Consider the following 22,940-nt stretch of genomic DNA (forward strand, 5'->3'; position numbering starts at 1 on the left):
TCAGGTTCAGGCGGCGGCCGCCGTTTCGCCCAATTCCGCCGCGACCCGGACGCTCGCGCGGCCGCCACGGACGGTCTGCATCAGCTGGGCGAGGGCGGCGAAGTCGATAGGCTTGTTCAGATAGGCGTCGGCACCCGCGTCCAGACCCGCCGCATGGTCCTCGTTCCGCGCCGAGGCGGACAGGACGGCGATCGGCGTTTCCGAGTTCTGGCCCTTGGTGCGGATCAGGCGCGTTGCGCTCAGCCCGTCCATCACCGGCATGTTGACGTCCATGATGATCAGGTCGAACCGCTGCTGGTTCGCCATATCGACGGCGATCTGGCCATTCTCGGCGGTGGCGGTGCAGTGGCCCGCCGAACCCAGCCAGGCTTCCAGGATCATGCGGTTGACCGGGTGATCCTCGACCACCAGCACGTTCAGGCATTCGCCGTCGCCGACCTCGGCGTCGATGGCCTCGGCCTCGGTCACTGTCGACCACTCGACCACGTCGGCTTCCACGATCAGGGTGAAGGTCGAGCCCTGACCCACGGTGGAGGTCACGGTGATGTCCCCGCCCATGATGTTGGCCATGCGTCGCGCGATGGTCAGCCCCAGACCGGTGCCGCCGAAACGGCGGGTCGAGGAGGCGTCGGCCTGGGTAAAGGGCTGGAAAAGCCGCTCCAGATCGGCCTCGGCAATGCCAGCGCCCGAATCGGTCACCGAAAAGGCGAAGGAGACGCGCTTGTCGCTGATACGGGTCGATTCGACGCGGTAGTCGATCAGGCCCTTCTCGGTGAACTTTACTGCATTCGACAGCAGGTTCTGGATGACCTGACAGACGCGCAACGGGTCGCCGCGCACTACTGCGGGAGTCTCGCCGATGAAGGTCGATCGGAACTCCAGCCCCTTGGCCTCGGCCTGGGCCACGAACGGGCCGGTCACCCGCCGATGCAGATCGTCGAGCTGAATGTCGATGACTTCGAAGGTCATCTTGCCCGCCTCGATCTTGGTCATGTCCAGGATGTCGTTCAGCAGGCTCAGAAGATTGTCGCCCGAGTTGCGAATGATCGAGAGATATTCGCGCTGCGTGGCTTCCAGACGCGTCGCGCCCAAGAGCTGGGCCGCGCCGAGAACTCCGTTCATCGGCGTGCGCAGTTCGTGCGAGATGACGCCGAGGAAATTCGACTTGGCCTGGTTCGCGGCGTCGGCCTTGTCGCGGGCAGCCTCGAGCTCCTCGATAAGGTGAGCCTGATGCTCTTGGAACGCCTTGATCCGCTCCTCGCGAAGCATGGTCATGGTCACCAGCACGAACATGCCGGCGGCGGTGAAGGGCATGATGCTCAGGAAGGACCAGAACATCGGCCCGCCCCACAGGCTGACGGCGATGGCGACAGCCACCGCCGTATAGGGGGACGAGATCACGACGGCCTGTTTCGGCGAGCTTCTAAGCTGGGCGAAGACGAGGACATAGCCGCTGATCAGGAGCGCCACGGCCAGCGGATGGCCGAACGGATGGCCCGAGAACCATGCCATGAGGGGCGCGGAGGCCCAGGCGGCCGTGGTCACGGTGGCGACAGCGGGAAACAGCAGGCCCCAGCCCGCGTCGACCCGACCCGCCATCGATTTTTCGAACTTGCCGCGAATGGCGCCGGCGCCGACCGTGCCCAGGAACCAGACGACAGCTTCGACCCAACCGACCGTGCCCAGGAGGCCGATCGCCCAGCTGCCGATGATGATGTAGCGCAGGTACTGGGTCTGCAGGATAGCCGTCAGGGCCTGAGCGGCCTCGGAGGCGCTGACGCCGGCCGACTTGGTCGACTCGAGGCTTTTGCCAATATCCTCGGACCCAACCATGCGTACCCCACGTCCCTGAACTTCCCGAGGTGACGCTATGACGAACCTTCTAAGACGAAGTGAACGCTGGTCTTTCCTCAACCCCCGGCTTCATCGGGACTCTGTGCCTTGATCGACAGGGCGTGCACCGGTCCCGCCAATTCGTCGGCCAGCACGGCGTTGACGGCGCGCTGCCGCTGCAACCGCCCGACGCCGGAGAAGGCCTCCGACACGATGGTCAGGTTGAAATGGCTTTCGCCGCCGGGGCGGGCGTCCATCCCGCCTTCGTGATGGTGTCCGGCGTGGCGCCAGCTGTCGTCCTCCAGCTCCAGCCGGGTCGGCTGGAACGCGGACATGAGTTTTTCCCGTATAATCGACGCGATCGGGCCTTCCGGCATGTCGGTTTCCTTGATGGTGACCAAATCGACCCTACACTGTGCCCAATGGCCGCGTCATTCGAGTACAAGCCCCGTTTCAAGGACATGCGGATCAAACCGCCCAAGGCCGGCGAAGCAGCCGAAGCCGAGGCCGACGTTCTGCGCCTCAAGCCTGGCGAAAAGCCTTGCGAATGGCCCGACTGTTCGCGCGCCGCCACAGCCAAGGCGCCCAAATCGCGCGAGCGGTTGAACGACTTCTATGAGTTCTGCCAGGCCCACGCGGGCGAATACAACAAGGGCTGGAACTTCTATGCCGGCATGAATGAGGCCCAGGTCCGCGCGGCCCAGGAAAACGAGGCCATGACCGGTGGTCGCCCGACCTGGGAGATGAAAGCCGGCAAGAACTCGCGCGAAGCGGCCGCCTTCGCCGCCAAAATGGGCACAGCCAACAACACCGGTTCGGGCTCCTGGCAGGACAGTTTTGGCCTGTTCGGCCGCCGCGTCCGCGAACAGGCGGTGCGGGAAGAAGAAGGCCTGCGAATCGGCAAGCTGGAGCGGCAGGCGCTTGCCGACCTCGACCTGGACATCCGCACCGAGAAGACGGCGGTCAAGGCGCGCTATCACGAGTTGCTGAAACGCTTCCACCCCGACCTGAACCAGGGCGACCGCGGCGCCGAAGCCAAACTCCAGCGCGTGATCAAGGCGTACAAGACTCTGAAGAAAGCCGGGCTGGCGGCTTAGACTCGTCCCTTCCCGCGCTCCGCTACAGATCCACCGTTCAAGCGCTGGCGCGACGTGGAGGAGACACTAAGTTCAAGCTCCGCACTCACAGGAGCCTGACCATGAACATCCTCTACAAGGCCCATGCCACCTCCACCGGCGGCGGCCGCGACGGAGGCCGTTCGACGACCGACGACGGCAAGATCGACGTCCTGCTGTCCCTTCCCGCCGAAATGGGCGGCCAGGGCGGTGCGGGCACCAATCCGGAGCAGCTGTTCGCGGCTGGTTACGCCGCCTGCTACATGGGCGCCCTGCGCCTGGTGTCGGGCAAGGCAGGCACGCCCGTCGGGCCGGACACCAAGATCCACACCACGGTCGGAATCGGTCCGAACACGCGCGGCGAGGGCTTCAACCTCGACATCGCCATCAAGGTCACGGACCACGGCCTCGACAAGGCGACGATCGACGGCCTGATCGCCGCCGCCCATCAGGTCTGCCCCTATTCCAACGCCACGCGTGGCAACGTCGACGTGGATCTGTCTGCGGAATAGTCTGACGGGCATGAGCGCCCTGCCTCCTCAGGTCCTGATCGTCGGCGCCGGTCCCACGGGATTGGCGGCGGCGCTTTTCCTGGCGCGCCGGGGTGTTCGCGCACGCGTTGTCGATGCCGCCCCGGGTCCGACGACGACCTCCAAGGCTCTTGCTGTCAATCCGCGCACCCTGGAGCTGCTGGCCGAGACCGGCGTCGCCGACCGCATCCTCAGCGAGGGCCAGCACATCGGCGTCATCCGCATCGGCACGAACGGCCGGGTCAACACCACCGTCCGCCCGCGTTGGGACCGCGTCGCGCCGGGCCGTCCCATGACCATCCTGCCTCAGGCCCGCACCGAGGCCCTGCTGGCCGAAGCGCTCGCAGAGCATGGCGTGAGGCCTGAATACGATGCCAGGCTCACAGGCCTGATACAAACCGCCGACACGGTGACCGCAACCCTGTCGCCGGGCGAGACAGTGACGACTGCCCTCCTGCTCGGCGCGGACGGCGCCCATTCGGCGACACGCCACGCCCTGAACCTCGACTTCCCCGGGGACGCCTCGGACCTGCCCTGGCATCTGGTGGACGTCGAGATCGAGGGCGCGGCGCGGGACGAAGCGCGCGTCGACTTCCAGCGCGCCGGTCCCCTGATTACCCTGCCCTTCGCCGGCGGCGTCTTCCGCATTATCGGTTTCGGCGATGACCTGCTGCCCCGCCTTCCCGCCGGATGGACGCCCGGCAGGGTCCTGTGGCGGTCGGAGTTCAAGGTCTCGCACCGGATGGTCCCGACCATGGCCGTCGGCCGCGTCGCCCTGGCCGGAGACGCCGCCCACATCCACTCCCCCATCGGCGGGCGCGGCATGAACCTCGGCATCGAGGACGCCTTCGTCTTCGCCGTCTGCGCCGTGGACGCCCTGAACGGAGACCTGAGTCGCATCGCCGACTACGCCCGCGTCCGCCATGCCGTCGACGCGGCCTGGGTGAAGACCTCGCGCGGCCTGACCGGCTTCGTCGCCGGCCAGTCGCCGGGCGTGCGTCTGGTGAAGCGGATCGCCCCGCCGATCGCCACATCCGTCCCCGGATTGATCGAACAGGCGCTTAAGCGCGGTCTGGGTCTCGACCACCCGACGGCGGTGCGATAATCGCACACGCATGGCCTCCCCCCTCGACGCGACCCCCGATCCTCTGCTGACGTTCGAACCCCACCATCAGGTCTCCGTACGCGAGGCCTTCGGTGTGGACTCGGACATGACCGTGCCCCTGTTCGAGACGGTCGACAGCCATGTGCCAGAGGTCGATCCGGCCTATCGCTTCGATCCTCAGACGACGCTGGCCATCTGCGCCGGCTTCGCCCACGACCGCCGCGTCATGGTCCAGGGCTATCACGGCACCGGCAAGTCGACCCATATCGAACAGGTCGCCGCCCGCCTGAACTGGCCCTTGGTGCGCGTGAACCTGGACAGCCACGTCAGCCGTATCGACCTGGTCGGCAAGGACGCCATCGTCCTGAAGGACGGCAAGCAGATCACCGAGTTCCGCGAGGGCATGCTGCCCTGGGCCCTGCAGCGCCCGATCGCCCTGGTGTTCGATGAATACGACGCCGGCCGGCCCGACGTGATGTTCGTGATCCAGCGCGTGCTGGAAGCGCAAGGCCGCCTGACCCTGCTGGACCAGAACCGCGTGATCCGCCCGAACCGATATTTCCGCCTGTTCGCCACGACCAACACCATCGGTTTGGGCGACACTTCGGGCCTGTATCACGGCACCCAGCAGATCAATCAGGGCCAGATGGACCGCTGGTCGATCGTCACCACCCTCAACTACCTCGACCACGACGTCGAAGCCGAGATCGTCGCCGCCAAGGCCCCGGAGTGGGCGACGGCAGACGGTCGTCGCGCCATCGCCGCCATGGTCCGGGTCGCCGACATGACCCGCAACGCCTTCATGAACGGCGACATCTCCACGGTTATGAGTCCGCGTACTGTCATCACCTGGGCCCAGAACGCGACCATCTTCGGTGGCGACCTGGGGCTGGCCTTCCGCCTGACCTTCCTCAACAAGTGCGACGAGCTGGAACGCCCTACCATCGCGGAGTTCTACCAGCGGGCGTTCGGGGAAGACCTCCCCGAGGCCGCGACGCGGGTGAAGGTGGGGTGAAATGACGGCTGAGACAGCGGCCCTTGTCGGCGCGATTATCGGAGCGCTCGCTACCATAATCACTGGCTTGGTGGTGGTCGCGCTCGGCTTGGCCTTGCTGAAACGGCAGGAGTTTCATCGACTTCAGGTCGATTACCTTGTGAAGCTGTTCGCTCTCCGTTCGGCCATGCACGACGAAGCTGCCCCAGAAACGCGACGCGCCTACGCAATGGAGGCCAACAAAGTCGCGGTACTTTTCTCAAGTAATCGTCAGGTTCTCGACCTCTGGCGAGACTCTGTGAACAAACGAACCAACGATGCTTGGATCAAGTTCATTCGAGCAGCCGCTGCCGAGGCAGGCATTAGCACTGGCGCATTGGCGGACGTAGACGTCGAACTGATCATCAAAGACCGTTAGTCTTCACCATTCCGCCACGTCCGCCCCGCCAGCATCCGGACGTGGTCTCGCACCCCCTCGGGCCACCCCTCGACCGCCGCGTCGAACGCCGTCCAATCCCCAGCGAACAGCATCCGCGTCGCCTCCTCGTACCCCGGCAGGTCCCCGGCCACGGCCGTCATGAAGCGATAGGCCGCCTCTCGGCCCTTGCGCACCCGATCCGGCCCCTCGGTCTCTCGCAGCGCCCCTTCGACCAGCTTCCTCAGCGCGACCGACGCCCCGCCGGGCTGGCCCGCCAGCCAGTCCCAGTGACGCGGCAACAGGGTCACCTCTCGCGCCGTGACGCCGAGTTTGGGCCGTCCCGGACCGCGCTTCTCCTCGACCGCAGGCGTCAGGCGTGCCAGCACCTCGTCCAGGGTTCCGCGCAGATCGAACTCGACCGGCCGGGCGTCCTCGTCGTCGAACACTAGCACGCTCTTGCCCGCCTCGACCACCGCCTTCACGGCCCCTACGACCTCGCGCGGGGGGCCCGACGCAATCAGGCGATGGCCGGCGAAGGCGGTGCAGGATTGGACTTGGGCGGCGGGCATCGACGGACTCTCCAGCGGGATCGCCGCGATTTACCCGGACGAAAACTGTGCGTCAATAACGCCCGGATATTATTCGCGTTCGACGCGTCGCTCATCCGGCACGATCCAGCCGACCATCCAGCTGACCAGTCCGGTCACGACGGCCGCCCCGATCCCGGCCCACAGGTCGCCGACCACGAACCCTCCGAGGAACATCGCCGTCAGCCCGATCGTCGCCGCGTTCACGACCAGCAGGAACAGGCCGAAGGTGACGACGGTCAGCGGGAAGGTGATGAAGGTCAGGATCGGCCGCACGATCGCGTTGACCAGGCCCAGCAGAACCGCCGCGGCGATCAGCGACCCGGTCGAAAGGAACTCCACGCCCGGCACCAGATAGGCCGACAGCCAAAGGCCGAGGGCCGTCACCAGAGCTTGCAGGATGAACCTCAGCATCGGCATCTCGCTCCATGTTTCGCCATTATTGCAACGCTTCATATCCGATGGCGTTGCGCGGCCCGCAATCCTTCGCTGGCGGAGGAACCGGGGCCGTCGCCGCACGCTATTGCGACACGCCTCCCCGGCACGATTTTTTGCAAGGATTTCGACCATGACCGACGAACGTATCGAAGGCGCCGTCACCGGCGCGAACGGCAAGCTGAAGAGCGGCCTCGGCAACCTGACCGGCGACACCAAGCTGCAACTCGAAGGCAAGTTCGAGGAAGTGAAGGGCAAGGCGCTGGACTACTACGGCCGCGCCATCGACAAGCTCGACACCCTGTCCGACCGCGCCCCGGAAGACCTGCGCGGCCCGGTCAAGACCGGCCTCGACTTCGCCCGTCGCAAGCCCCTTCTAACCACCGGTATCATCGCCGGCATCGCCTTCCTGATGGCCGGCTCGGGCCGCCGTCGGTACTAGGTTTCAGCGCCAGACAAACGAAAGGCCCGGGATCGCTCCCGGGCCTTTTGCTTTGGAGTGAAGGCGACGGCCGTCAGACCGCCTCCCCCTCGATCGTCTCCTTCACCGGCCCGCCGGAAGCGGGCTTGATGTCGAAGGCGATCTTGCCGTCCTTCAGCTCGACCTTCACATGGCCGCCGCGCGTCAGACGTCCGAACAGGATGTCGTCGGCCAGCGGCTTCTTGATGTTCTCCTGGATGACACGGCCCAGGGGACGTGCGCCATACAGTTCGTCGAAGCCGTTCTTCGCCAGCCAGTCGGCCGCGTCGTCGGTCAGCTCGATGGTGATGTTCCGGTCCGCCAGCTGGGCTTCCAGCTGCAGGACGAACTTGGTCACCACCTGACGGATCACCTCCGGCTGCAGGGCCTTGAAGCTGACCACCGCGTCCAGACGGTTGCGGAACTCCGGCGCGAACAGGCGCTGGATGGCCTTCTCGTCCTCGCCCTCGACCTTGCCCCGGCCAAAGCCGATGGAGGCGCGGGCGTTGTCGGCGGCCCCGGCGTTGGTGGTCATGATCAGGACGACGTTCCTGAAATCGACCTTCTTGCCGACCGCGTCCGTCAGCATCCCGTTGTCCATGACCTGGAGCAGGATGTTGTAGACGTCCGGGTGGGCCTTCTCGATCTCGTCCAGCAGGACCACGGCGTGCGGATGCTGATCGACGGCGTCGGTCAGCAAGCCGCCCTGGTCATGCCCGACATAACCCGGAGGCGCGCCGATCAGGCGGCTGACCGTGTGCCGCTCCATATACTCCGACATGTCGAAGCGCAGCATCTCGATGCCCAGGGTCGAGGCCAGTTGCTTGGCCACCTCGGTCTTGCCGACGCCGGTCGGGCCGGCGAACAGGAACGAGCCGATCGGCTTCTGCGGATCGCGCAGGCCGGCGCGGGCCAGCTTCATGGCCGAGGCCACCTGTTCGATCGCCGCGTCCTGACCGAAGACGGCGCGATTCAGATCGCTCTGCAGCTCACGCAGACCCTCGACGTCGGACTTGGAGACCGACTTCGGCGGGATGCGGGCCATCTTGGCGATGACCGCTTCCACTTCCTTCTGGCCGATGACCTTCTTCCGCTTCGATTCCGGCAGCAGCATCTGCGACGCCCCCGCCTCGTCGATCACGTCGATAGCCTTGTCGGGCAGCTTGCGGTCGGTCATGTAGCGGGCCGATAGCTCCACGGCCGAACGGATCGCCGCATCGGTGTAGCGCAGCTTGTGGTGACCCTCGTAGGAGCTCTTGAGACCCTTGAGGATCTTCACCGTGTCCTCGACCGTCGGCTCGTTGACATCGATCTTCTGGAAGCGACGCACCAGGGCGCGGTCCTTCTCGAAGTGCTGGCGATATTCCTTGTAGGTCGTCGAGCCCATGCAGCGCAGCGAGCCGGAGGCCAGGGCTGGCTTCAGCAGGTTGGATGCATCCATCGCTCCGCCCGAGGTCGCGCCTGCGCCGATCACCGTGTGGATCTCGTCGATGAACAGTATGGCGTCCTCGTGGTTCTCCAATTCCTTGACGACCTGCTTCAGCCGCTCCTCGAAGTCGCCGCGATACCGCGTCCCGGCCAGAAGCGCGCCCATGTCGAGGGAGTAGATGGTCGCGCCCTTGAGCACGTCCGGCACCTCGCCCTTGACGATCTTCAGCGCCAGACCTTCGGCGATGGCCGTCTTGCCGACGCCCGGTTCACCGACCAGCAGCGGATTGTTCTTAGTCCGGCGGCACAGGATCTGGATCGAGCGTTCAACCTCGGCCTGACGGCCGATCAGGGGGTCGATCTTGCCGTTCTTGGACTTCTCATTGAGATCGACGCAGTAGGCTTCCAGCGCCTCGCCGCCCGACTTCACGGCGGCGGCGTCCTCGGCCTCTTCCGGCGACTGACCGTTGGCCTTGGCCGGACGCACTTCACCACCCTGCCCTGCCTTCTTGGCGATGCCGTGGGCGATGTAGTTGACCGCGTCGTAGCGCGTCATGTCCTGCTCCTGCAGGAAATAGGCGGCGTGGCTCTCGCGCTCCGAGAAGATGGCGACCAGCACATTGGCGCCGGACACCTCTTCGCGGCCCGACGACTGGACGTGGATCACCGCGCGCTGGATCACGCGCTGAAAACCGGCGGTCGGCTTGGCGTCGTCGCCGTCCGAGGTCGCCAGCGCGGCCAGGTCGGTGTCGACATAGAGGGTCAGCGCCGTCTTGAGCGCGGTCAGGTCGACGTTGCAGGCCTTCATCACGCCCGACGCATCGGGATCGTCGATCAGGGCCAGCAGCAGGTGTTCGAGCGTCGCGTATTCGTGGCGGCGTTCATTGGCGTAGGAGACCGCGCGGTGAAGGGTCTCTTCGAGAGGACGTGAAAATGAGGGCATGGGGAGATCCTCTCAGTCTTTTTCCATAGTGCATTGCAGCGGGTGCTGGTGACGGCGCGCCGTCTCGACCACCTGGGCGACCTTGGTTTCGGCCACTTCGTAGGTGAAGACGCCGCACACTCCGACGCCATGCTGGTGCACGTGCAGCATGATGCGGGTCGCGTCCTCGCGGCTCTTCTGGAAGAACCGCTCCAGCACATAGACGACGAATTCCATCGGCGTGTAGTCGTCGTTCAGGATCAGCACCCGATAGAGCGAGGGCTTCTGAAGCTTCGGTTTCGTTTCGGTGATGGTGGCAGCGCCGAAGCCCTGATCCTGTCCTTCACCCGGCCGTTTGGTGGGCATCCGTCATCCGTCATTTCGGGGGAGTCGAAACGCTATGTAGGGAGCATCAGCCGGTTTTGTAGTCTCGTCCAGTCACGGGTGTCGTGAACGCCGACACTACTTTGCCTGCACCACGTCGCCCCGCCCTTTTGCGGGAGGCAACCCTCTGCGCTGGCGCTCTCACGAGCCGGGCTCTAGGATCCGGCAATGGCCGACCCGACTTCCCACGCTGTCTCCCCTCGATTGGCCCTTCGCGCAGCGACTTCCGAAGCCCACGAGCGTCTCGACGCCCGCTTCTCCACGTTCGATCTGACCGACACCGATGACTACGGCGCCTTCCTCCTCGCCCAAGCCGGCGCCTATTTCCCCGTAGAAGAGGCGCTGGAGGCGGCGGGCGTCGGCGAGCTCATCGACGACTGGCCCGCGCGCCGGAGGTCCCACGCCCTGCGCGCCGACCTCGCGGCGCTCGGCCTGCCCGATCCGACACGCGTCGCCGCACCTCCGTTAAGTTCGGAAGCCGACATACTCGGCGCGCTTTATGTGCTGGAAGGCTCGCGACTTGGCGGGGCCATCCTGGTTCGCAACGTGCCGGATGACCGCCCCAAAACCTTTCTGACCCCCGGGAACCCGGCGGCTTGGCGCGCATTCGTGACAGTTCTGGAACAACGGCTAAGCTCTCAGGCCGACATCGACGACGCGGTCCGCGTCGCGACGTCCGTGTTCGAAGCCTTTGCGTCCTCGGCGGACACTATCCTTGAGGAAGGCCAGGCTTGACAGAGACGTCCGACTTTCCTGCCGTCGACCTGACGAACTGCGAACGCGAACCGATCCACATTCTCGGCGCGATCCAGCCCATCGGATTCCTGATCGCCTTGACCGCCGACTGGCTTGTCGCCCGCGTCTCGGCCAACGTCGGCCAGTTCATCGGTCGCGAGCCCTCCGAACTTCTCGGCCTGCCGGTCGACAAGGTCTTTTCTCCCCAGGCCGTCCACGACCTGCGTAACCGCTCGGCCATGCTGCGTGGTCCGGATTCGGTGGAGCGACTGTTTCAGTGCGACATCGGCCACGGACGACAGTTCGACATCGCAATACATTTCTCGGGCGGCCAGGTCGTCATCGAGGCCGAGCCGGCGTCGGGCGAGCACGGCGACGCCACCGGCATGGTCCGATCGATGATCACCCGCCTCGATCAGACCGCCGACTTCTCCGCCTTCTTCCGCGAGGGCGCCCGCCAGGTCCGGGCCCTCATCGGCTTCGACCGCGTCATGGTCTATCGTTTCGCTGCGGACGGATCTGGCGAGGTTGTGGCCGAGGCGGTCAAGGCCGGGCTCGGCCAGTTCATGGGCCTGCACTACCCGGCCTCCGACATCCCGGCCCAAGCGCGCGAACTCTATCGCCGCAATCTGCTGCGGGTGATCACCGACGTCAACGCCACACCGGTTCCGATCATCCCCCGGCGCGACGAGAGCGGCCAACCTCTGGATCTGTCGCTGTCGGTGCTGCGCTCGGTTTCGCCGATCCACATCGAATATCTGAAGAACATGGGCGTCTGCGCCTCGCTGTCGATCTCCATCATTGTCGAGGGCAGACTGTGGGGCCTGTTCGCCTGCCATCATTATTCGCCCCGCTGTCCGAGCTTCGAGCGACGCTCGGTCTCCGAACTTTTCGCCCAGATGTTCTCCATGCGTCTGGAGAGCCGGGAGCGTCAGCAGACGGTGGAGTACGAACGTCGCGCCCGAGATATCTCCGATCAGCTCCTGGGCGCCGTCGCCTCCGACGAGACCCTGTTGAAGGATCCCGACTGGCTCGGCGACATCCTGACCCACGCGATCCCGGCCGACGGCGTCGGGGTCTGGCTGGGCGGGTCCTACGCGTTTTCGGGCTCGACCCCTCCCCCGGACCAGTTTCGTCGCATCGCCCGGGCCCTGAACGGCACGGCGGCAGGCAAGATTTTCGCCATCGACCATATCGGCTCTCTCATACCCGACGCTGACGCCTTCGCTTCGGAGGCCGCAGGCCTGCTCGCCATCCCCATCTCGCGCAGCCCACGTGACTATGTGGTGCTGTTTCGCAAGGAACTGATCCACTCGGTGCGCTGGGGCGGCGACCCGCACAAGCCCGTCGCCTATGGCCCCAACGGTCCCCGCCTGACGCCACGCGAAAGCTTCGCAGAGTGGAAGGAGTTGGTCGAAGGCAAGTCCCAACCTTTCACGAGTTCGGAAATCCGGGTCGCCGAAACCCTGCGCGCCACCCTGATCGAAGTCGTGCTCCGTCTCGCGGACGAAGCCTCTGCCGAGCGCCAGCAATCCAGCGCCCGTCAGGAACTTCTGATCGCCGAGCTCAATCACCGGGTCCGCAACATCCTCGGCCTCATTCGCGGCCTGATCCGCCAATCGAGCACCGAAGGCGGCAGTGTCGAGGATTTCGCCAAGGTCGTCGACGGCCGCATCCATGCGCTGGCCCGCGCTCACAACCAGATCACCGACGACCACTGGGGCCCTGCCCCGATGCAGGCTCTGATCGACGCGGAGGCGGCCGCCTTCGTGGACGACCACGAGCGGATCATCACCCAGGGGGAGGCCATCTTCCTCAACCCTAACGCCTACTCGACACTGGCGCTCGTGGTCCACGAACTGGTCACCAATTCTAACAAATACGGCAGCCTGTCCGCGGAGGGAGGAAGGGTCACGCTTAGCTGGCATCGCGACGCCAAGGGCGATCTGACTCTGGAATGGCGGGAAACCGGCGGCCCGACGGTCGCGCCCCCGACACGCAGGGGTTTCGGCACAACCATCATCGACCGCTCCATACCGTACGACCTCGGCGGCAAGGCACGCCTGGAGTACGATCCCAAGGGGGTGCACGCGACCTTCGTCATCCCCGCCCGCCACATTTCGGAACCGCGCCAGATCCCGGCCGGCGCCGCGCTCCGCTATCCCCGTCCCTCCCTTGGCCACCCCCAGGCTCCGCCGCCCAAGATCCTTGCGGGCCACGATGTCCTGCTGGTCGAGGACAGCCTGATCATCGCTCTGGACGCCGAAGACATCGCCCAGCGGCTCGGCGCCGCGACCGTGACCACGGCCGCCACCGTCATGGGCGCCCTGGATCAGATCGAGGCCCGCAGGCCCACCGTCGCCGTGCTCGACATCAACCTGGGTGACCGCAACTCGTATCCGATCGCCGACCGGCTGGCGGAGCTGCGCATCCCCTTCCTGTTCGCCACGGGCTACGGCGAACAGGCCAACCTGCCGTCCGACCATCGCGGCCGTCCGGTGGTGCAGAAACCCTACACGGTCGAGAACGTCGCTCGCGCCCTGGACGGTCTGCTGGGACCGGTCGGCCGGGAATAGCGCCCGAGCGGACAGGACCGACCTTACGACAAGAAGGCCCCCCGGATCGCTCCGGAGGGCCCTTTCGTTACGCGGTTAATTCTTGAGCAGGTCGCCTTAGCGGGCGGCCTGGAACTTCTCGACCGAAGCGGTGACGCGCTCATTGATCGGCTTGAAGCTGTCCTTGACCGAACCGGTCAGGGTTTCGGTCATCTTGGTGACTTCCGAGAGGTAGGTTTCCATCGCCGACTTGGCGAAGTTGGTCTGCAGCTCGATCAGCTCCTGAATCGAGCGAGCCTGCGAGATCGTCTGGGCGGCGGCGACGCCGTGTTCCCAGCTGGTCTTGCCGTAGTTCAGGGCCTGGGCCGAAAGCGCCTCGGCGCCCTTCTGGGCGGCGGCGGCCGAAGCGGTCAGGGCTTCCAGGTTCTGCTTCGACTGGGCGGTCATTTCGGCGATCGAAGCCGAGGTCTTTTCCATGCCGTCGCGAAGGGCTTGCGTGCCCTTGGCTTGGAACTGTTCGGCGCCGGCCTTGAACTGCTCGGTCTGGGCCTTCTGGGCTTCGACGGTCGCGGCGGCGGCCTGCTCGATGGTCTTCTTCACAGTGGTGGTGGCGTCAGTCATTTGAAGTCTCCTGAACCGATTGATCGCGACCGCTGCATGGGCGACCGCTGAAAGGGTCTCATCCCGGGGCCTTCCCGGTCGATGGCGCTCATATGGTGCAACTGCGAACAAGGGTCAAGAGATTTTGTGCAGTGCAACATGTGATCGACGATCAGTTGAATGCGACCGGATCGATCAGGTTCCGCGCGTTCAAATCCGCGTTGATACCTTCTTAACCACCGTGAAACCTGCCGGCCTCATGGTAGGCTCATCACTTGCGTCGCGTCGGGGGGCCGTCGTCGCGTCACGGTTTTACGAGGCTTGGCTTGCCGATGAAGCGTAACGATTCCAGCCCCAGCCGCCGCCTCGCCCTGCAGCGGGTGGTCGCCGGCCTCTGCGCCCTGTCGCTGCTGGTCGGACTGGGAAGCCTCGGTCTCGGCCGGGTCCAGGCCCAGACGGGCGAGAACAACCGCTACGCCGCCATCGTGGTCGACGCCGGCACGGGCGAGGTCCTGTTCGCCCGGCACGCCGACAGCCGCCGCTACCCGGCTTCGGTCACCAAGATGATGACCCTCTATCTGGTGTTCGAGGCGCTGGAGAAGGGTACGGCCGATCTCGACGATGTCCTGACCATCTCTCCTCTCGCCGCCTCGCAGCCGCCGTCCAAGCTGGGCCTCGCCGCGGGCCAGACGATTCGCCTGGACGACGCCATGCGCGCCACCACGGTCCGCTCGGCTAACGACATGGCGATGGCCCTGGCCGAGCACATCGGCGGCTCCCAGGCGCGCTTCGCCTCCATGGCCACGCTGAAGGCCGAGGAGCTGGGCATGACCCAGACCCGCTACGTCAATCCGAACGGCCTGCCGGACAGCCGCCAGCTGACCTCGGCTCGAGACCTGGCCATCCTGGCCCGTGCGATCATGCGCGATTATCCTCAATATTACAGCTACTTTGGTCTGCACGACTGGCATTACCAGGGGCGCGACTATCGCAACACCAACGGCCTTCTGCTGTCGGGCAACGGCTATGACGGCATCAAGACCGGCTTCACCAACGCCTCGGGCTACAACCTGGCCGCTTCGGCCGTGCGCAACGGCAAGCGCATCATCACCATCGTCCTGGGCGGGCGCTCCAGCGTGACCCGCAACGCCCACGTCGCCGCCCTGATGGACACCGGCTTCGAGGTCGAGAACCGCAGGGCCGCCGGCGAACGCATCCAGGTGGCCCAGGCCTTCTTCGAGCAGCGCGGCTTCGGCCTCGGCGGACCCGACACCGGCGGTCCAGTCGCCTACGCCGCCCTGAACGGCGCCCCGACCGCCGAGCGCGAGGAAGGCCAGGGCTCCAGCGCCCTCACCTGGACCGCCCCGCTGCCCGCGCCGACGCCGACCCCGGTCTCGACGGCCGCCGTCGCCTCGCCTCCCACGACCGCCGGTTACGGCCCTGCGGCGCCGATGCGGCGGGCCGAGGCGTCTGCGCCGCGCACCGGCAATCTGACCGCCAATCTGAACGGCGGCGTCGCCCCGCCGGCCGGCACGACCTCGGGCCTGAACCGCGGCGCCGTCGCCAATCCGCCGCGTCCGACGGCTCCGGCCCGCACCGCCACCCCGCCCGCAGGCGGCTGGTCGGTGCAGGTCGGCGCATTCCGTGACGAGACCGTGGCCCGCAACTGGCTCACCGAGGTCAACCGCCGCTTCCGCTCCAGCTTCAGCAACGCCGAGCGCAACGTCGTCACCGTCGCCGGCTGGCACCGCTCGCGTTTCACCGGAATGACCGAGGCCGCCGCCCGCAGCGCCTGCGAGGCCCTGGACGCCCGCCGGGTCACCTGCATGGTGGTCCGTCCGGGCGGGTGAGGCTTTCCGTCTCCCGACGGGAGCGGATGGGTAAGCAAAGCGAGAGGGGTTCGTCCGTGTGAACTCACTATTCCAACCCCACCCCGTCGTTGCTGCGCATCGACCATCCTCCTCATGAAGGGGAGGGAGAAGCCAGACACACCCCATCGTTCCTCCGCTGCGAACGGGTTGGGGAAGTCGACGGAGCCTGGGCGGTCGCCCGGAACCGAGGTGGCCCCCTGCTTTCGCGTTACGGGGACCGATGAAATGTTTTTCGGCTCGCGCCGAGGCTCCGTCCCCGACCGAGTCCGCGAGCGTCGCCCAGCGGGTGTACGGACACCCCGGGAGGGCCGGACTCTCCGCCTCGGCGAAGGTCGGCACAGGTCCCGGGTCCTTTGGACCCTCAGGCGATAGGCCCGCGACGGGCGGCGGGCTCAGGCCCGCCGGGCTCCGAGGTTTCACGCCCCTCGGACATTCGCTTCGGGAGCCAAATCGTTGGCTCCCTCCGCTACTACCCGCACGATCAGTCCCCGCCGCACGTCCGGGTCCTGGGCCCAGGACGCCTTCCCCAACGACGGGATGGGGAAAAGTATACGCCCGATTTGAGGGGCGCCTGCGACAATGGGCTTAAATGGAGCCGGGGGTTGAATTCGTTGGTCGAATTCCGGTGTCCGTTGATGGGTATGGCGCAGATAAGCCTCTCCCGGCGGGAGACGCAGACGATCGCCTCAGTGGGCGTGGGCGGCGGGGGCCGGAAGGGCTTTCAGGTCGGCGTCGATGGTGGCGATCAACTCCGGCGTCACGGCGCCCTGCGAATACGGGGCGACCTGGGCGAGGGTCATGTCCTGGAACTGCGGCAGGGCCGGATGCTGGCTGACGCCCGGCATGTGCTTTTCCATCACCGCATGGGTCTCCGGATTGGCCAGCAAGTCCTTGATCGAGCTTTCGATGGTCGGGCGAGCCGCAGCGTGCGCCTCGCCACCGGCGTGGGCCGAATCAACCTGGGCCGGAGCCGTCTGGGCTAAGGCGGCGGTGGAGATGGCCGAGAGGGCCACGGCGGCGAGAACAGTCTTGATCATGGAAGCAACTCCGGAACGGGAGCGGCAGATGACGCGCAAATCGCGACAGGCTCAAGACAGGAACTTTCGCTGCGACGCACACGGCGCTAGGAAAGCCGCATGACCGACACCCTCTCCTCCTCGAAACTGATCCAGGGCCGCACGGGCGACTGGGAAATCGTCATGGGCCTGGAAATCCACGCCCAGGTGGCCTCCAAGGCCAAGCTGTTCTCCGGCGCCGCCGTGGGCTTCGGCGCGGGGCCGAACGAGCAGGTGTCGCTGGTGGATGCGGGCTTCCCCGGCATGCTGCCGACGCTGAACAAGCACTGTGTCGAACAGGCGGTGAAGACCGGCCTCGGCCTGAAGGCCGCGATCAACAGGAAGAGCCAGTTCGACCGGAAGAATTATTTCTATCCCGACCTGCCGACCGGCTATCAGATCAGCCAGCTCTACTATCCGATCGTCGGCGAGGGCGTGGTCGAGGTGGAGGGCGAGGACGGGACCTTCTTCAACGTGGGCATCGAGCGGCTGCATCTGGAACAGGACGCGGGCAAGCTGATCCACGATCTGTCGCCGACCGAGAGCTATGTCGACCTGAACCGCGCGGGCACCGCCCTGATGGAGATCGTCTCCCGCCCCGACATCCGCTCGCCGGAGGAGGCGGTCGCCTACGTCAAGAAGATCCGCACCATCCTGATCTACCTGGGCACCTGCGACGGGGACATGGAGAAGGGCAACCTGCGCGCCGACGTGAACGTCTCGGTCTGCCGCGCCGGGAACTATGCGAAGTTCAAGGAGACCGGCGACTTCGGCTTCCTCGGCACGCGCTGCGAGATCAAGAACGTCAACTCGTTCCGCTTCATCTCCCAGGCCATCAACTACGAGGCCCGTCGCCAGATCGAGATTCTGGAAGACGGCGGCAAGATCGTTCAGGAGACCCGTCTGTACGACCCGACCGCCGGCGAGACCCGCTCCATGCGGTCCAAGGAAGAGGCGAACGACTATCGCTATTTCCCCGATCCGGACCTGCTGCCGCTCGAGCTGGAACAGGCCTGGATCGACGACATCAAGGCGAACCTGCCGGAACTGCCGGACGAGAAGCGCCGTCGGCTGATGGCCGACTACGGCCTGTCGCAATACGACGCCATCGTCCTGATCTCCGAGCAGGCCAAGGCGGACTATTTCGAAGAAGCGGCCAAGGGTCGTGACGCCAAGCTGGTGGCCAACTGGGTGACGAACGAGCTGTCGGCGCGTCTGGCCGCCGCCGGCAAGGACTTCTCCGAAAGCCCCCTGCCCGCCGCCCACGTCGCCGAACTGGTGGCCCTGATCGAGGAGGGCGTGATCTCCTCCAAGATCGCCAAGGAAGTTTTCGACCACGTCTGGAACGGCGAGGGATCGCCCCGCGCCGTCGTCGAGGCGCGCGGCCTGGTCCAGGTCAACGACACCGGGGCCATCGAGAAGGCCGTCGACGACCTGATCGCCGCCAACCCCGACAAGGCTGCCGCCGTCGCCGAGAAGCCCCAGGCCCTCGGCTGGTTCGTCGGCCAGGTGATGAAGGCCACCGGCGGCAAGGCCAACCCGGCCTCGGTCAACGAGATCCTGAAGGCCAAGCTGGGCATCCATTAGGGCGCTATCGCTCGCTGCCTGAGCGGGGTTGATCAGGATGGCAAAAGGCCCGCCCGGATCGCTCCGGACGGGCCTTTCGGACGCCGCGCCGCTCTTAGTTCGAGAGCAGCGAGATGATCACGCCGGTCGCCAGGGCGGCCAGCACCACGTCACCGGTATCGGTGCGGTAGTAGCCATAGCCGCGCGGCGGGGTGCGATAGCCATAGCGGTTGTAGTCGCGGATGTACCAGTTCTGGCGATACTGATACGGCAGGGTCGCGCCGCGATAGTAGCGGCGATTGTTGTAGTAGCGCCGATCGTCGCGACGGTCGTCCCAGCGGCGATCATCATGGCGACGATCCCAGCGGCGGTCATCTCGACGGTCGTCGCGACGTTCCCAGCGCTCGTACCGGCCGTCGCGGTCGCGATCACCGCCGCGCCACTGCTGGGCCGATGCGGCGACCGGTGCGGCCAGAGTGGCCAGGGTCACGGCGCCGATGACGAAAAGATTGGTCTTCTTCACTGCACTGCTCCTTGATTGGGGTTGCGCGGGGTAAGCGCGCGGTGCCCGACCTTGAACGGGAGCTTCGGGCCGGCGACATGAACTGGTGCTGAACGGCGCGTTTAGAAATCGCGATACCCGCTCGCCGGGAATCGGATACCTTCGGTTGTCGGACATCCGGAGAGAGACAATGCGCGCCTGGATCCCTATCGCCCTTGCCGCGATGCTGTCGGCCACGAATGCTGCGGCGCAGGAGGCGCCCCGCTATATCGTCGACTTCAGCGTCCTAAAGGCCGGCGCGCCCGTGGCCTCGGCCCAGGCCATTATAGCCGAAGGCGGTCAGGCGGAGATCAATCTCGTCGGCGCCGACGCCGTCTACACCTTCACCGCCGACCTGCAGCCCGTTCAGGGCGACGGCGAGGACGGCAGTCTGATGATCGAGGCTTACGTCAATCGCGACGGCGAGGACCTGGCCAATCCGCGGCTTACGATCCGGCGCGGGGGAACGGCCAGATTCGAGCTCGGCGAGGCCCGCGGCGCGTCGGGCGAACTGCAGGAAGGCGTCAAGGTCACCCTGTCGCCCGTCGCGGACTGATCTAGCGCGGGCAGCGCTCGGCGGCGGCCACCTGGGCCGCCAGCACCGATTTCACCGCCAGCGGCGTGTCGGTGGCGATGACCAACGCGCCCTGATCGAACAGGTCGCGATACTCCGATGGATCGCCGTCCGCCGCATACTGGTCGTCCAGTCGCCGACCGGGTGCGCCCAGGGTGCCGAACTGGGCTTCGACCCCCGCCTCGGCCAGGGACCGCCACAGCGCCGGCCGCACCTCCCGCGTCCCGGTCCAGGCCAGGATCTGGGGCGCGTTCAGGCCTTCCAGCCCGGCCACGTCATTGAGCCCGGCGGAGATCATCATCTCCGGCGCCATCGCCGCCACGGCGCGGGCCGTCTCCGGCGAATAGGTGATCAGGATCACCCGATCCTGGGCGTTCGCCGCCCGCACCTCGGCGATCACCGCCCGCGCCAGCGTCAGGGTTGCGGCCTCGTCGGCGGGCTTCAGGTCGATGCTGGCGATGGCCCGGACGCGACCAGCGGCGTCCAGGGCTTCGCGCAGGGTCGGCGGCGGCTCGCTGGTCACCGCGCCGTTCGTGGCCTCCAGCCGCGCGGCCCGCACCTCGGCGAAGGTCCGGTCCGAGACCTTGCCCGAGCCGGTCGAGGTCCGATCCAGCGTCTCGTCGTGCATCAGCACCAGCCGCCCGTCGGAGGTCAGGACCGCGTCGATCTCGAGGATGGCGCCGGGAATGGCGCGGCCGGTCGCCTCGATGGCGCCGATGGAGTTCTCCGCCTGATCGTCAGCCGACTGGGCCCGGTGCGCCGAGATGGCGACGCCGCCGCCGGTCCGGATGCAGTCGAAATAGGCGGCCAGAGCCGGGGTCTCGGGAGCCGGCCGGACCGGCGTGGCCGCGCAGGCGGACGCCAGAAGCGCGGTCAACAGGGCGGGAGCGACGAAGCGGGTCATGGAAGGGCCTGTGCGAACTGGAGCGCCCTCATAGACCCGCAGATCGACGGGCGTAAGACAGGCGCATCCCTTGCCCGCGCGCCTGCGCCGACGCATGGTCGCAGCCAAAGATGGTCGGGAGAGAATCGGGTGCAGGATCTAGTCGGGCCAGCGATCGGCACGCTCGCGGCAGTGGCCGTCGGCGGCTATCTGCTGGGTTCCATCCCGTTCGGCGTTCTGATCACCCGCGCGGCCGGCGCCGGCGACGTCCGCAACATCGGATCCGGCAACATCGGTGCGACCAATGTCCTGAGGACCGGCCGCAAGGACCTGGCGCTGGCGACGCTGTTGCTGGACGCCGGCAAGGGGGCCGCCGCCCTGCTGATCGCCCGGCACCTGTTCGGGTCGGAGTTGGCCGGGGCCCTGGCGGGCGGCGCCGCCTTCCTGGGGCATCTGTTCCCGGTCTGGCTGGGCTTCCGGGGCGGCAAGGGGGTCGCGACCTTCTTCGGCCTGCTGATCGCCGCCTGCTGGCCGCTGGGGCTGATGGCCGGGGCGACCTGGCTGATCGTCGCCTTCGCCCTGCGCTATTCCTCGCTGGCCGCGCTGGTGGCGGCCGCCGCCGCGCCGCTCTACGCCCTCCTACCCCTGCCGAGGCTCGGATTGCCGGCGCCCCAGCCGATCTTCATCCTGGCCATCGTCACGGCGATCCTGATCTACATCCGGCATCACGAGAACATCGCCCGTCTGCTCAAGGGGGCCGAGCCCCGCATCGGCGCCGCCAGGACGTGAGCCTGTCGGATGCCGAGCGTTTCGCCCGTCTGCGTCTCGCACGCTGCGAGCGGGTCGGCCCGGTGTCCTTCCGCCAGCTCCTGGAACGGTTCGGCAGCGCCGAGCGGGCGCTGGACGCCCTGCCCGATCTGGTCCGCAAGGGCGGCGGCCACGGCTACGCCCTGCCCCCCATGGAGCGGGTGGATGGGGAACTGGCCGCCGGGGAGCGCATCGGCGCCACCCTTCTGGTTCTCGGCGACGCCGCCTATCCGCCGATGCTGGCCGCCGTCGATCCGCCCCCGCCTCTGCTGTGGACGCGAGGCGACGTCAGCCTGCTATCTCGGGAGGCCGTCGGCGTTGTCGGCGCCCGGATCGCCTCGGCGGGCGGCCAGAGGATCGCGCGAGGTCTCGCCACCCAGCTGGGTCAGGCCGGGTTTGTGGTGGTGTCCGGACTGGCGCGGGGGATCGACGCCGCCGCCCATGGCGGATCGCTGGAGACCGGGACGGTGGCCGTCCTCGGCGGGGGTGTCGACGACGTCTATCCGTCCGAGAACGCGGGCCTCTACGACCAGATCGTCGATCGAGGCTGTGTCGTGTCGGAAAGCCCGATGGGCGCGAGGGCCCAGGCCCGGGACTTCCCCCGGCGCAACCGCATCATCTCCGGCCTGTCGCGGGGCGTCATCGTGGTCGAGGCCGAACTGCGGTCCGGATCGCTGATCACCGCCCGGCTGGCCAACGAGCAGGGCCGCGATGTCTTCGCCGTGCCCGGCTCGCCGCTCGATCCCCGCTCCAAGGGGCCGAACGAGCTGCTGCGACAGGGCGCGATCCTGTGCGAAGGCGTGGATGACGTCCGCCGGGCCTTCGAGACCCTCCGCACTCTCGCCGAGCCGCCCGCCGACCATCCCTTTGACGGAGCGCCGGACGAGATCGACGCGGTCTTCCTCGATCGCGTCGCCGATCTGCTGTCGCCGACGCCGACGCCGCGCGACGAGATCGCCCGAGCGCTGAGCGCGCCGATCGCCGATGTGGCTGCGGCCCTGCTGGAGCTCAGCCTCGCCGGGCGGGCCACCCTTCTGCCCGGCGGATCGGCCTCAACCTAGAGCCTGGTCAGCTAATGCCATGATAGGGCTCCAGACTTACGCGAGAGCATGATCCACTCTGCATGTCGGACCCGAGAAGCAAATCCTGCACCAGACGATGATGCTCTAGGCCGGGCGGCGGCGTCCCGTCTCGGGCGGCGGTGGAGCGGGCCGGTTCAGTGGCTCGGCCGCCAGGGTCGCGGCGCTCTCGAGGATTCGGCCGAGCGCCTCGTCCCCATCCCACCGCGCCATCTGGGCCAGTTCCAGCGCCATGGCGCCGATGTATTCCCGCACAGGGAACTCCGTCGCCTGTTCGTCCTGTGCGGCTTTGATCGGGGCCTCCCCCATCGTTCCGCTCGCGCTTTGCATCGCCATAGCCTCTCCTTAGCCCAGCTCGGACATTGGATACAACTTTAGGTATCTTCGCAACCTTAACGAGATGGCGTCCCGTGAAGTTTCGTGCGGTTGACACGGTTCGCAACGCCAACCACGTTCTGCGCCC

At 66.7% G+C, this 22,940-nt stretch carries 24 protein-coding genes; 13 read left to right on the forward strand and 11 right to left on the reverse strand.

Annotated features, from left to right (window positions below; genetic code table 11):
• Nucleotides 1-6 precede the first annotated feature (6 nt).
• Nucleotides 7-1,833, reverse strand: a complete 1,827-nt coding sequence (locus O5O43_RS08040; protein WP_271083366.1) for a response regulator — start codon at nt 1,831-1,833, stop codon at nt 7-9.
• Between the two features lie 77 nt (nt 1,834-1,910).
• Entirely contained in the window at nt 1,911-2,210 is a 300-nt protein-coding gene (locus O5O43_RS08045) for a BolA family protein (RefSeq protein ID WP_271083367.1), read from the reverse strand.
• 45 nt (nt 2,211-2,255) lie between these two features.
• Between O5O43_RS08045 and O5O43_RS08050 the strand changes: the two genes are divergently transcribed.
• The 5 genes from O5O43_RS08050 to O5O43_RS08070 all read left to right on the forward strand — a co-directional run bounded on the left by O5O43_RS08050 (nt 2,256) and on the right by O5O43_RS08070 (nt 5,995).
• Nucleotides 2,256-2,930 carry a J domain-containing protein gene (locus O5O43_RS08050; protein ID WP_271083368.1) on the forward strand — a complete coding sequence of 225 codons (675 nt, stop codon included), beginning with the start codon at nt 2,256-2,258 and terminating at the stop codon, nt 2,928-2,930.
• A gap of 101 nt (nt 2,931-3,031) precedes the next feature.
• Nucleotides 3,032-3,460 (forward strand): organic hydroperoxide resistance protein, encoded by a 429-nt coding sequence (locus O5O43_RS08055; protein WP_271083369.1) that lies wholly within the window; start codon nt 3,032-3,034, stop codon nt 3,458-3,460.
• A gap of 10 nt (nt 3,461-3,470) precedes the next feature.
• Nucleotides 3,471-4,583 carry an NAD(P)/FAD-dependent oxidoreductase gene (locus tag O5O43_RS08060; protein ID WP_271083370.1) on the forward strand — a complete coding sequence of 371 codons (1,113 nt, stop codon included), beginning with the start codon at nt 3,471-3,473 and terminating at the stop codon, nt 4,581-4,583.
• Nucleotides 4,584-4,593: 10 nt separating this feature from the next.
• Nucleotides 4,594-5,598, forward strand: a complete 1,005-nt coding sequence (gene cobS, locus O5O43_RS08065) for a cobaltochelatase subunit CobS (RefSeq protein WP_271083371.1) — start codon at nt 4,594-4,596, stop codon at nt 5,596-5,598.
• Between the two features lies 1 nt (nt 5,599).
• On the forward strand, nt 5,600-5,995 hold the full coding sequence (locus O5O43_RS08070) for a hypothetical protein (RefSeq protein WP_271083372.1): 396 nt from the start codon (nt 5,600-5,602) through the stop codon (nt 5,993-5,995).
• Here the strand turns inward: O5O43_RS08070 and O5O43_RS08075 are convergent.
• Both O5O43_RS08075 and O5O43_RS08080 read right to left on the reverse strand, forming a co-directional pair.
• Complete coding sequence (locus O5O43_RS08075; RefSeq protein WP_271083373.1) at nt 5,992-6,564, reverse strand: DUF2239 family protein; 573 nt, start codon at nt 6,562-6,564, stop codon at nt 5,992-5,994. The genes O5O43_RS08070 and O5O43_RS08075 overlap by 4 nt on opposite strands.
• A gap of 69 nt (nt 6,565-6,633) precedes the next feature.
• Nucleotides 6,634-6,996: a phage holin family protein gene (locus tag O5O43_RS08080; RefSeq protein ID WP_271083374.1), complete on the reverse strand. Its 363-nt coding sequence runs from the start codon at nt 6,994-6,996 to the stop codon at nt 6,634-6,636.
• Between the two features lie 154 nt (nt 6,997-7,150).
• Here O5O43_RS08080 and O5O43_RS08085 point away from each other — a divergent pair, with 154 nt between their 5' ends.
• A complete protein-coding gene (locus O5O43_RS08085) occupies nt 7,151-7,459 on the forward strand; it encodes a CsbD family protein (RefSeq protein ID WP_271083375.1) in 309 nt (102 codons plus the stop codon).
• 73 nt (nt 7,460-7,532) lie between these two features.
• Here O5O43_RS08085 and clpA read toward each other — a convergent pair whose 3' ends face one another.
• Together clpA and clpS are read right to left on the reverse strand one after the other, a co-directional pair.
• Nucleotides 7,533-9,848, reverse strand: coding sequence for an ATP-dependent Clp protease ATP-binding subunit ClpA (clpA, locus tag O5O43_RS08090; protein ID WP_271083376.1), 2,316 nt, complete (start codon nt 9,846-9,848; stop codon nt 7,533-7,535).
• A gap of 12 nt (nt 9,849-9,860) precedes the next feature.
• The gene (clpS, locus tag O5O43_RS08095; RefSeq protein WP_271083377.1) at nt 9,861-10,193 is read right to left on the reverse strand and encodes an ATP-dependent Clp protease adapter ClpS; all 333 of its coding nucleotides are present in this window, start codon (nt 10,191-10,193) and stop codon (nt 9,861-9,863) included.
• A 186-nt stretch (nt 10,194-10,379) separates the two neighbouring features.
• Here clpS and O5O43_RS08100 point away from each other — a divergent pair, with 186 nt between their 5' ends.
• Nucleotides 10,380-10,946 (forward strand): biliverdin-producing heme oxygenase, encoded by a 567-nt coding sequence (locus O5O43_RS08100; protein ID WP_271083378.1) that lies wholly within the window; start codon nt 10,380-10,382, stop codon nt 10,944-10,946.
• Nucleotides 10,943-13,522 carry an HWE histidine kinase domain-containing protein gene (locus tag O5O43_RS08105; protein WP_271083379.1) on the forward strand — a complete coding sequence of 860 codons (2,580 nt, stop codon included), beginning with the start codon at nt 10,943-10,945 and terminating at the stop codon, nt 13,520-13,522. The genes O5O43_RS08100 and O5O43_RS08105 overlap by 4 nt, the downstream gene beginning before the upstream one ends.
• Before the next feature lie 96 nt (nt 13,523-13,618).
• On the opposite strand, the gene phaP is transcribed toward O5O43_RS08105, so the two are convergent.
• Nucleotides 13,619-14,122 carry a TIGR01841 family phasin gene (gene phaP / locus O5O43_RS08110; RefSeq protein WP_271083380.1) on the reverse strand — a complete coding sequence of 168 codons (504 nt, stop codon included), beginning with the start codon at nt 14,120-14,122 and terminating at the stop codon, nt 13,619-13,621.
• 311 nt (nt 14,123-14,433) lie between these two features.
• Between phaP and O5O43_RS08115 the strand changes: the two genes are divergently transcribed.
• Nucleotides 14,434-15,951 carry a serine hydrolase gene (locus tag O5O43_RS08115; protein ID WP_271083381.1) on the forward strand — a complete coding sequence of 506 codons (1,518 nt, stop codon included), beginning with the start codon at nt 14,434-14,436 and terminating at the stop codon, nt 15,949-15,951.
• Between the two features lie 707 nt (nt 15,952-16,658).
• Here O5O43_RS08115 and O5O43_RS08120 read toward each other — a convergent pair.
• Nucleotides 16,659-17,009, reverse strand: a complete 351-nt coding sequence (locus tag O5O43_RS08120; protein ID WP_271083382.1) for a hypothetical protein — start codon at nt 17,007-17,009, stop codon at nt 16,659-16,661.
• A 99-nt stretch (nt 17,010-17,108) separates the two neighbouring features.
• Here O5O43_RS08120 and gatB point away from each other — a divergent pair, with 99 nt between their 5' ends.
• Nucleotides 17,109-18,614 (forward strand): Asp-tRNA(Asn)/Glu-tRNA(Gln) amidotransferase subunit GatB, encoded by a 1,506-nt coding sequence (gene gatB, locus O5O43_RS08125; protein ID WP_271083383.1) that lies wholly within the window; start codon nt 17,109-17,111, stop codon nt 18,612-18,614.
• 94 nt (nt 18,615-18,708) lie between these two features.
• Here gatB and O5O43_RS08130 read toward each other — a convergent pair whose 3' ends face one another.
• Complete coding sequence (locus tag O5O43_RS08130; protein ID WP_271083384.1) at nt 18,709-19,116, reverse strand: RcnB family protein; 408 nt, start codon at nt 19,114-19,116, stop codon at nt 18,709-18,711.
• Nucleotides 19,117-19,285: 169 nt separating this feature from the next.
• Here O5O43_RS08130 and O5O43_RS08135 point away from each other — a divergent pair, with 169 nt between their 5' ends.
• Complete coding sequence (locus O5O43_RS08135) at nt 19,286-19,690, forward strand: hypothetical protein (protein ID WP_271083385.1); 405 nt, start codon at nt 19,286-19,288, stop codon at nt 19,688-19,690.
• A 1-nt stretch (nt 19,691) separates the two neighbouring features.
• Here O5O43_RS08135 and O5O43_RS08140 read toward each other — a convergent pair whose 3' ends face one another.
• On the reverse strand, nt 19,692-20,612 hold the full coding sequence (locus O5O43_RS08140; protein ID WP_271083386.1) for a glycerophosphodiester phosphodiesterase family protein: 921 nt from the start codon (nt 20,610-20,612) through the stop codon (nt 19,692-19,694).
• A gap of 129 nt (nt 20,613-20,741) precedes the next feature.
• Between O5O43_RS08140 and plsY the strand changes: the two genes are divergently transcribed.
• Both plsY and dprA read left to right on the forward strand, forming a co-directional pair.
• Entirely contained in the window at nt 20,742-21,380 is a 639-nt protein-coding gene (gene plsY / locus O5O43_RS08145; RefSeq protein ID WP_271083387.1) for a glycerol-3-phosphate 1-O-acyltransferase PlsY, read from the forward strand.
• The gene (dprA, locus tag O5O43_RS08150; protein WP_271083388.1) at nt 21,377-22,459 is read left to right on the forward strand and encodes a DNA-processing protein DprA; all 1,083 of its coding nucleotides are present in this window, start codon (nt 21,377-21,379) and stop codon (nt 22,457-22,459) included. The genes plsY and dprA overlap by 4 nt, the downstream gene beginning before the upstream one ends.
• Nucleotides 22,460-22,564: 105 nt before the next feature.
• Here the strand turns inward: dprA and O5O43_RS08155 are convergent, their stop codons facing one another.
• Complete coding sequence (locus tag O5O43_RS08155; RefSeq protein WP_271083389.1) at nt 22,565-22,813, reverse strand: hypothetical protein; 249 nt, start codon at nt 22,811-22,813, stop codon at nt 22,565-22,567.
• Nucleotides 22,814-22,940: the final 127 nt, after the last annotated feature.

It is taken from the genome of Brevundimonas sp. NIBR11, from assembly GCF_027912535.1.
Lineage (GTDB): Bacteria > Pseudomonadota > Alphaproteobacteria > Caulobacterales > Caulobacteraceae > Brevundimonas.

What these genes read in the sequence shown, in the direction of transcription:
- O5O43_RS08040 (WP_271083366.1), bottom strand. Translation starts at nt 1,833, where the DNA reads ATGGTTGGGTCCGAGGATATTGGCAAAAGCCTCGAGTCGACCAAGTCG.
- O5O43_RS08045 (WP_271083367.1), bottom strand. Translation starts at nt 2,210, where the DNA reads ATGCCGGAAGGCCCGATCGCGTCGATTATACGGGAAAAACTCATGTCC.
- O5O43_RS08050 (WP_271083368.1), top strand. Translation starts at nt 2,256, where the DNA reads ATGGCCGCGTCATTCGAGTACAAGCCCCGTTTCAAGGACATGCGGATC.
- O5O43_RS08055 (WP_271083369.1), top strand. Translation starts at nt 3,032, where the DNA reads ATGAACATCCTCTACAAGGCCCATGCCACCTCCACCGGCGGCGGCCGC.
- O5O43_RS08060 (WP_271083370.1), top strand. Translation starts at nt 3,471, where the DNA reads ATGAGCGCCCTGCCTCCTCAGGTCCTGATCGTCGGCGCCGGTCCCACG.
- cobS (WP_271083371.1), top strand. Translation starts at nt 4,594, where the DNA reads ATGGCCTCCCCCCTCGACGCGACCCCCGATCCTCTGCTGACGTTCGAA.
- O5O43_RS08070 (WP_271083372.1), top strand. Translation starts at nt 5,600, where the DNA reads ATGACGGCTGAGACAGCGGCCCTTGTCGGCGCGATTATCGGAGCGCTC.
- O5O43_RS08075 (WP_271083373.1), bottom strand. Translation starts at nt 6,564, where the DNA reads ATGCCCGCCGCCCAAGTCCAATCCTGCACCGCCTTCGCCGGCCATCGC.
- O5O43_RS08080 (WP_271083374.1), bottom strand. Translation starts at nt 6,996, where the DNA reads ATGCTGAGGTTCATCCTGCAAGCTCTGGTGACGGCCCTCGGCCTTTGG.
- O5O43_RS08085 (WP_271083375.1), top strand. Translation starts at nt 7,151, where the DNA reads ATGACCGACGAACGTATCGAAGGCGCCGTCACCGGCGCGAACGGCAAG.
- clpA (WP_271083376.1), bottom strand. Translation starts at nt 9,848, where the DNA reads ATGCCCTCATTTTCACGTCCTCTCGAAGAGACCCTTCACCGCGCGGTC.
- clpS (WP_271083377.1), bottom strand. Translation starts at nt 10,193, where the DNA reads ATGCCCACCAAACGGCCGGGTGAAGGACAGGATCAGGGCTTCGGCGCT.
- O5O43_RS08100 (WP_271083378.1), top strand. Translation starts at nt 10,380, where the DNA reads ATGGCCGACCCGACTTCCCACGCTGTCTCCCCTCGATTGGCCCTTCGC.
- phaP (WP_271083380.1), bottom strand. Translation starts at nt 14,122, where the DNA reads ATGACTGACGCCACCACCACTGTGAAGAAGACCATCGAGCAGGCCGCC.
- O5O43_RS08115 (WP_271083381.1), top strand. Translation starts at nt 14,434, where the DNA reads ATGAAGCGTAACGATTCCAGCCCCAGCCGCCGCCTCGCCCTGCAGCGG.
- O5O43_RS08120 (WP_271083382.1), bottom strand. Translation starts at nt 17,009, where the DNA reads ATGATCAAGACTGTTCTCGCCGCCGTGGCCCTCTCGGCCATCTCCACC.
- gatB (WP_271083383.1), top strand. Translation starts at nt 17,109, where the DNA reads ATGACCGACACCCTCTCCTCCTCGAAACTGATCCAGGGCCGCACGGGC.
- O5O43_RS08135 (WP_271083385.1), top strand. Translation starts at nt 19,286, where the DNA reads ATGCGCGCCTGGATCCCTATCGCCCTTGCCGCGATGCTGTCGGCCACG.
- O5O43_RS08140 (WP_271083386.1), bottom strand. Translation starts at nt 20,612, where the DNA reads ATGACCCGCTTCGTCGCTCCCGCCCTGTTGACCGCGCTTCTGGCGTCC.
- O5O43_RS08155 (WP_271083389.1), bottom strand. Translation starts at nt 22,813, where the DNA reads ATGGCGATGCAAAGCGCGAGCGGAACGATGGGGGAGGCCCCGATCAAA.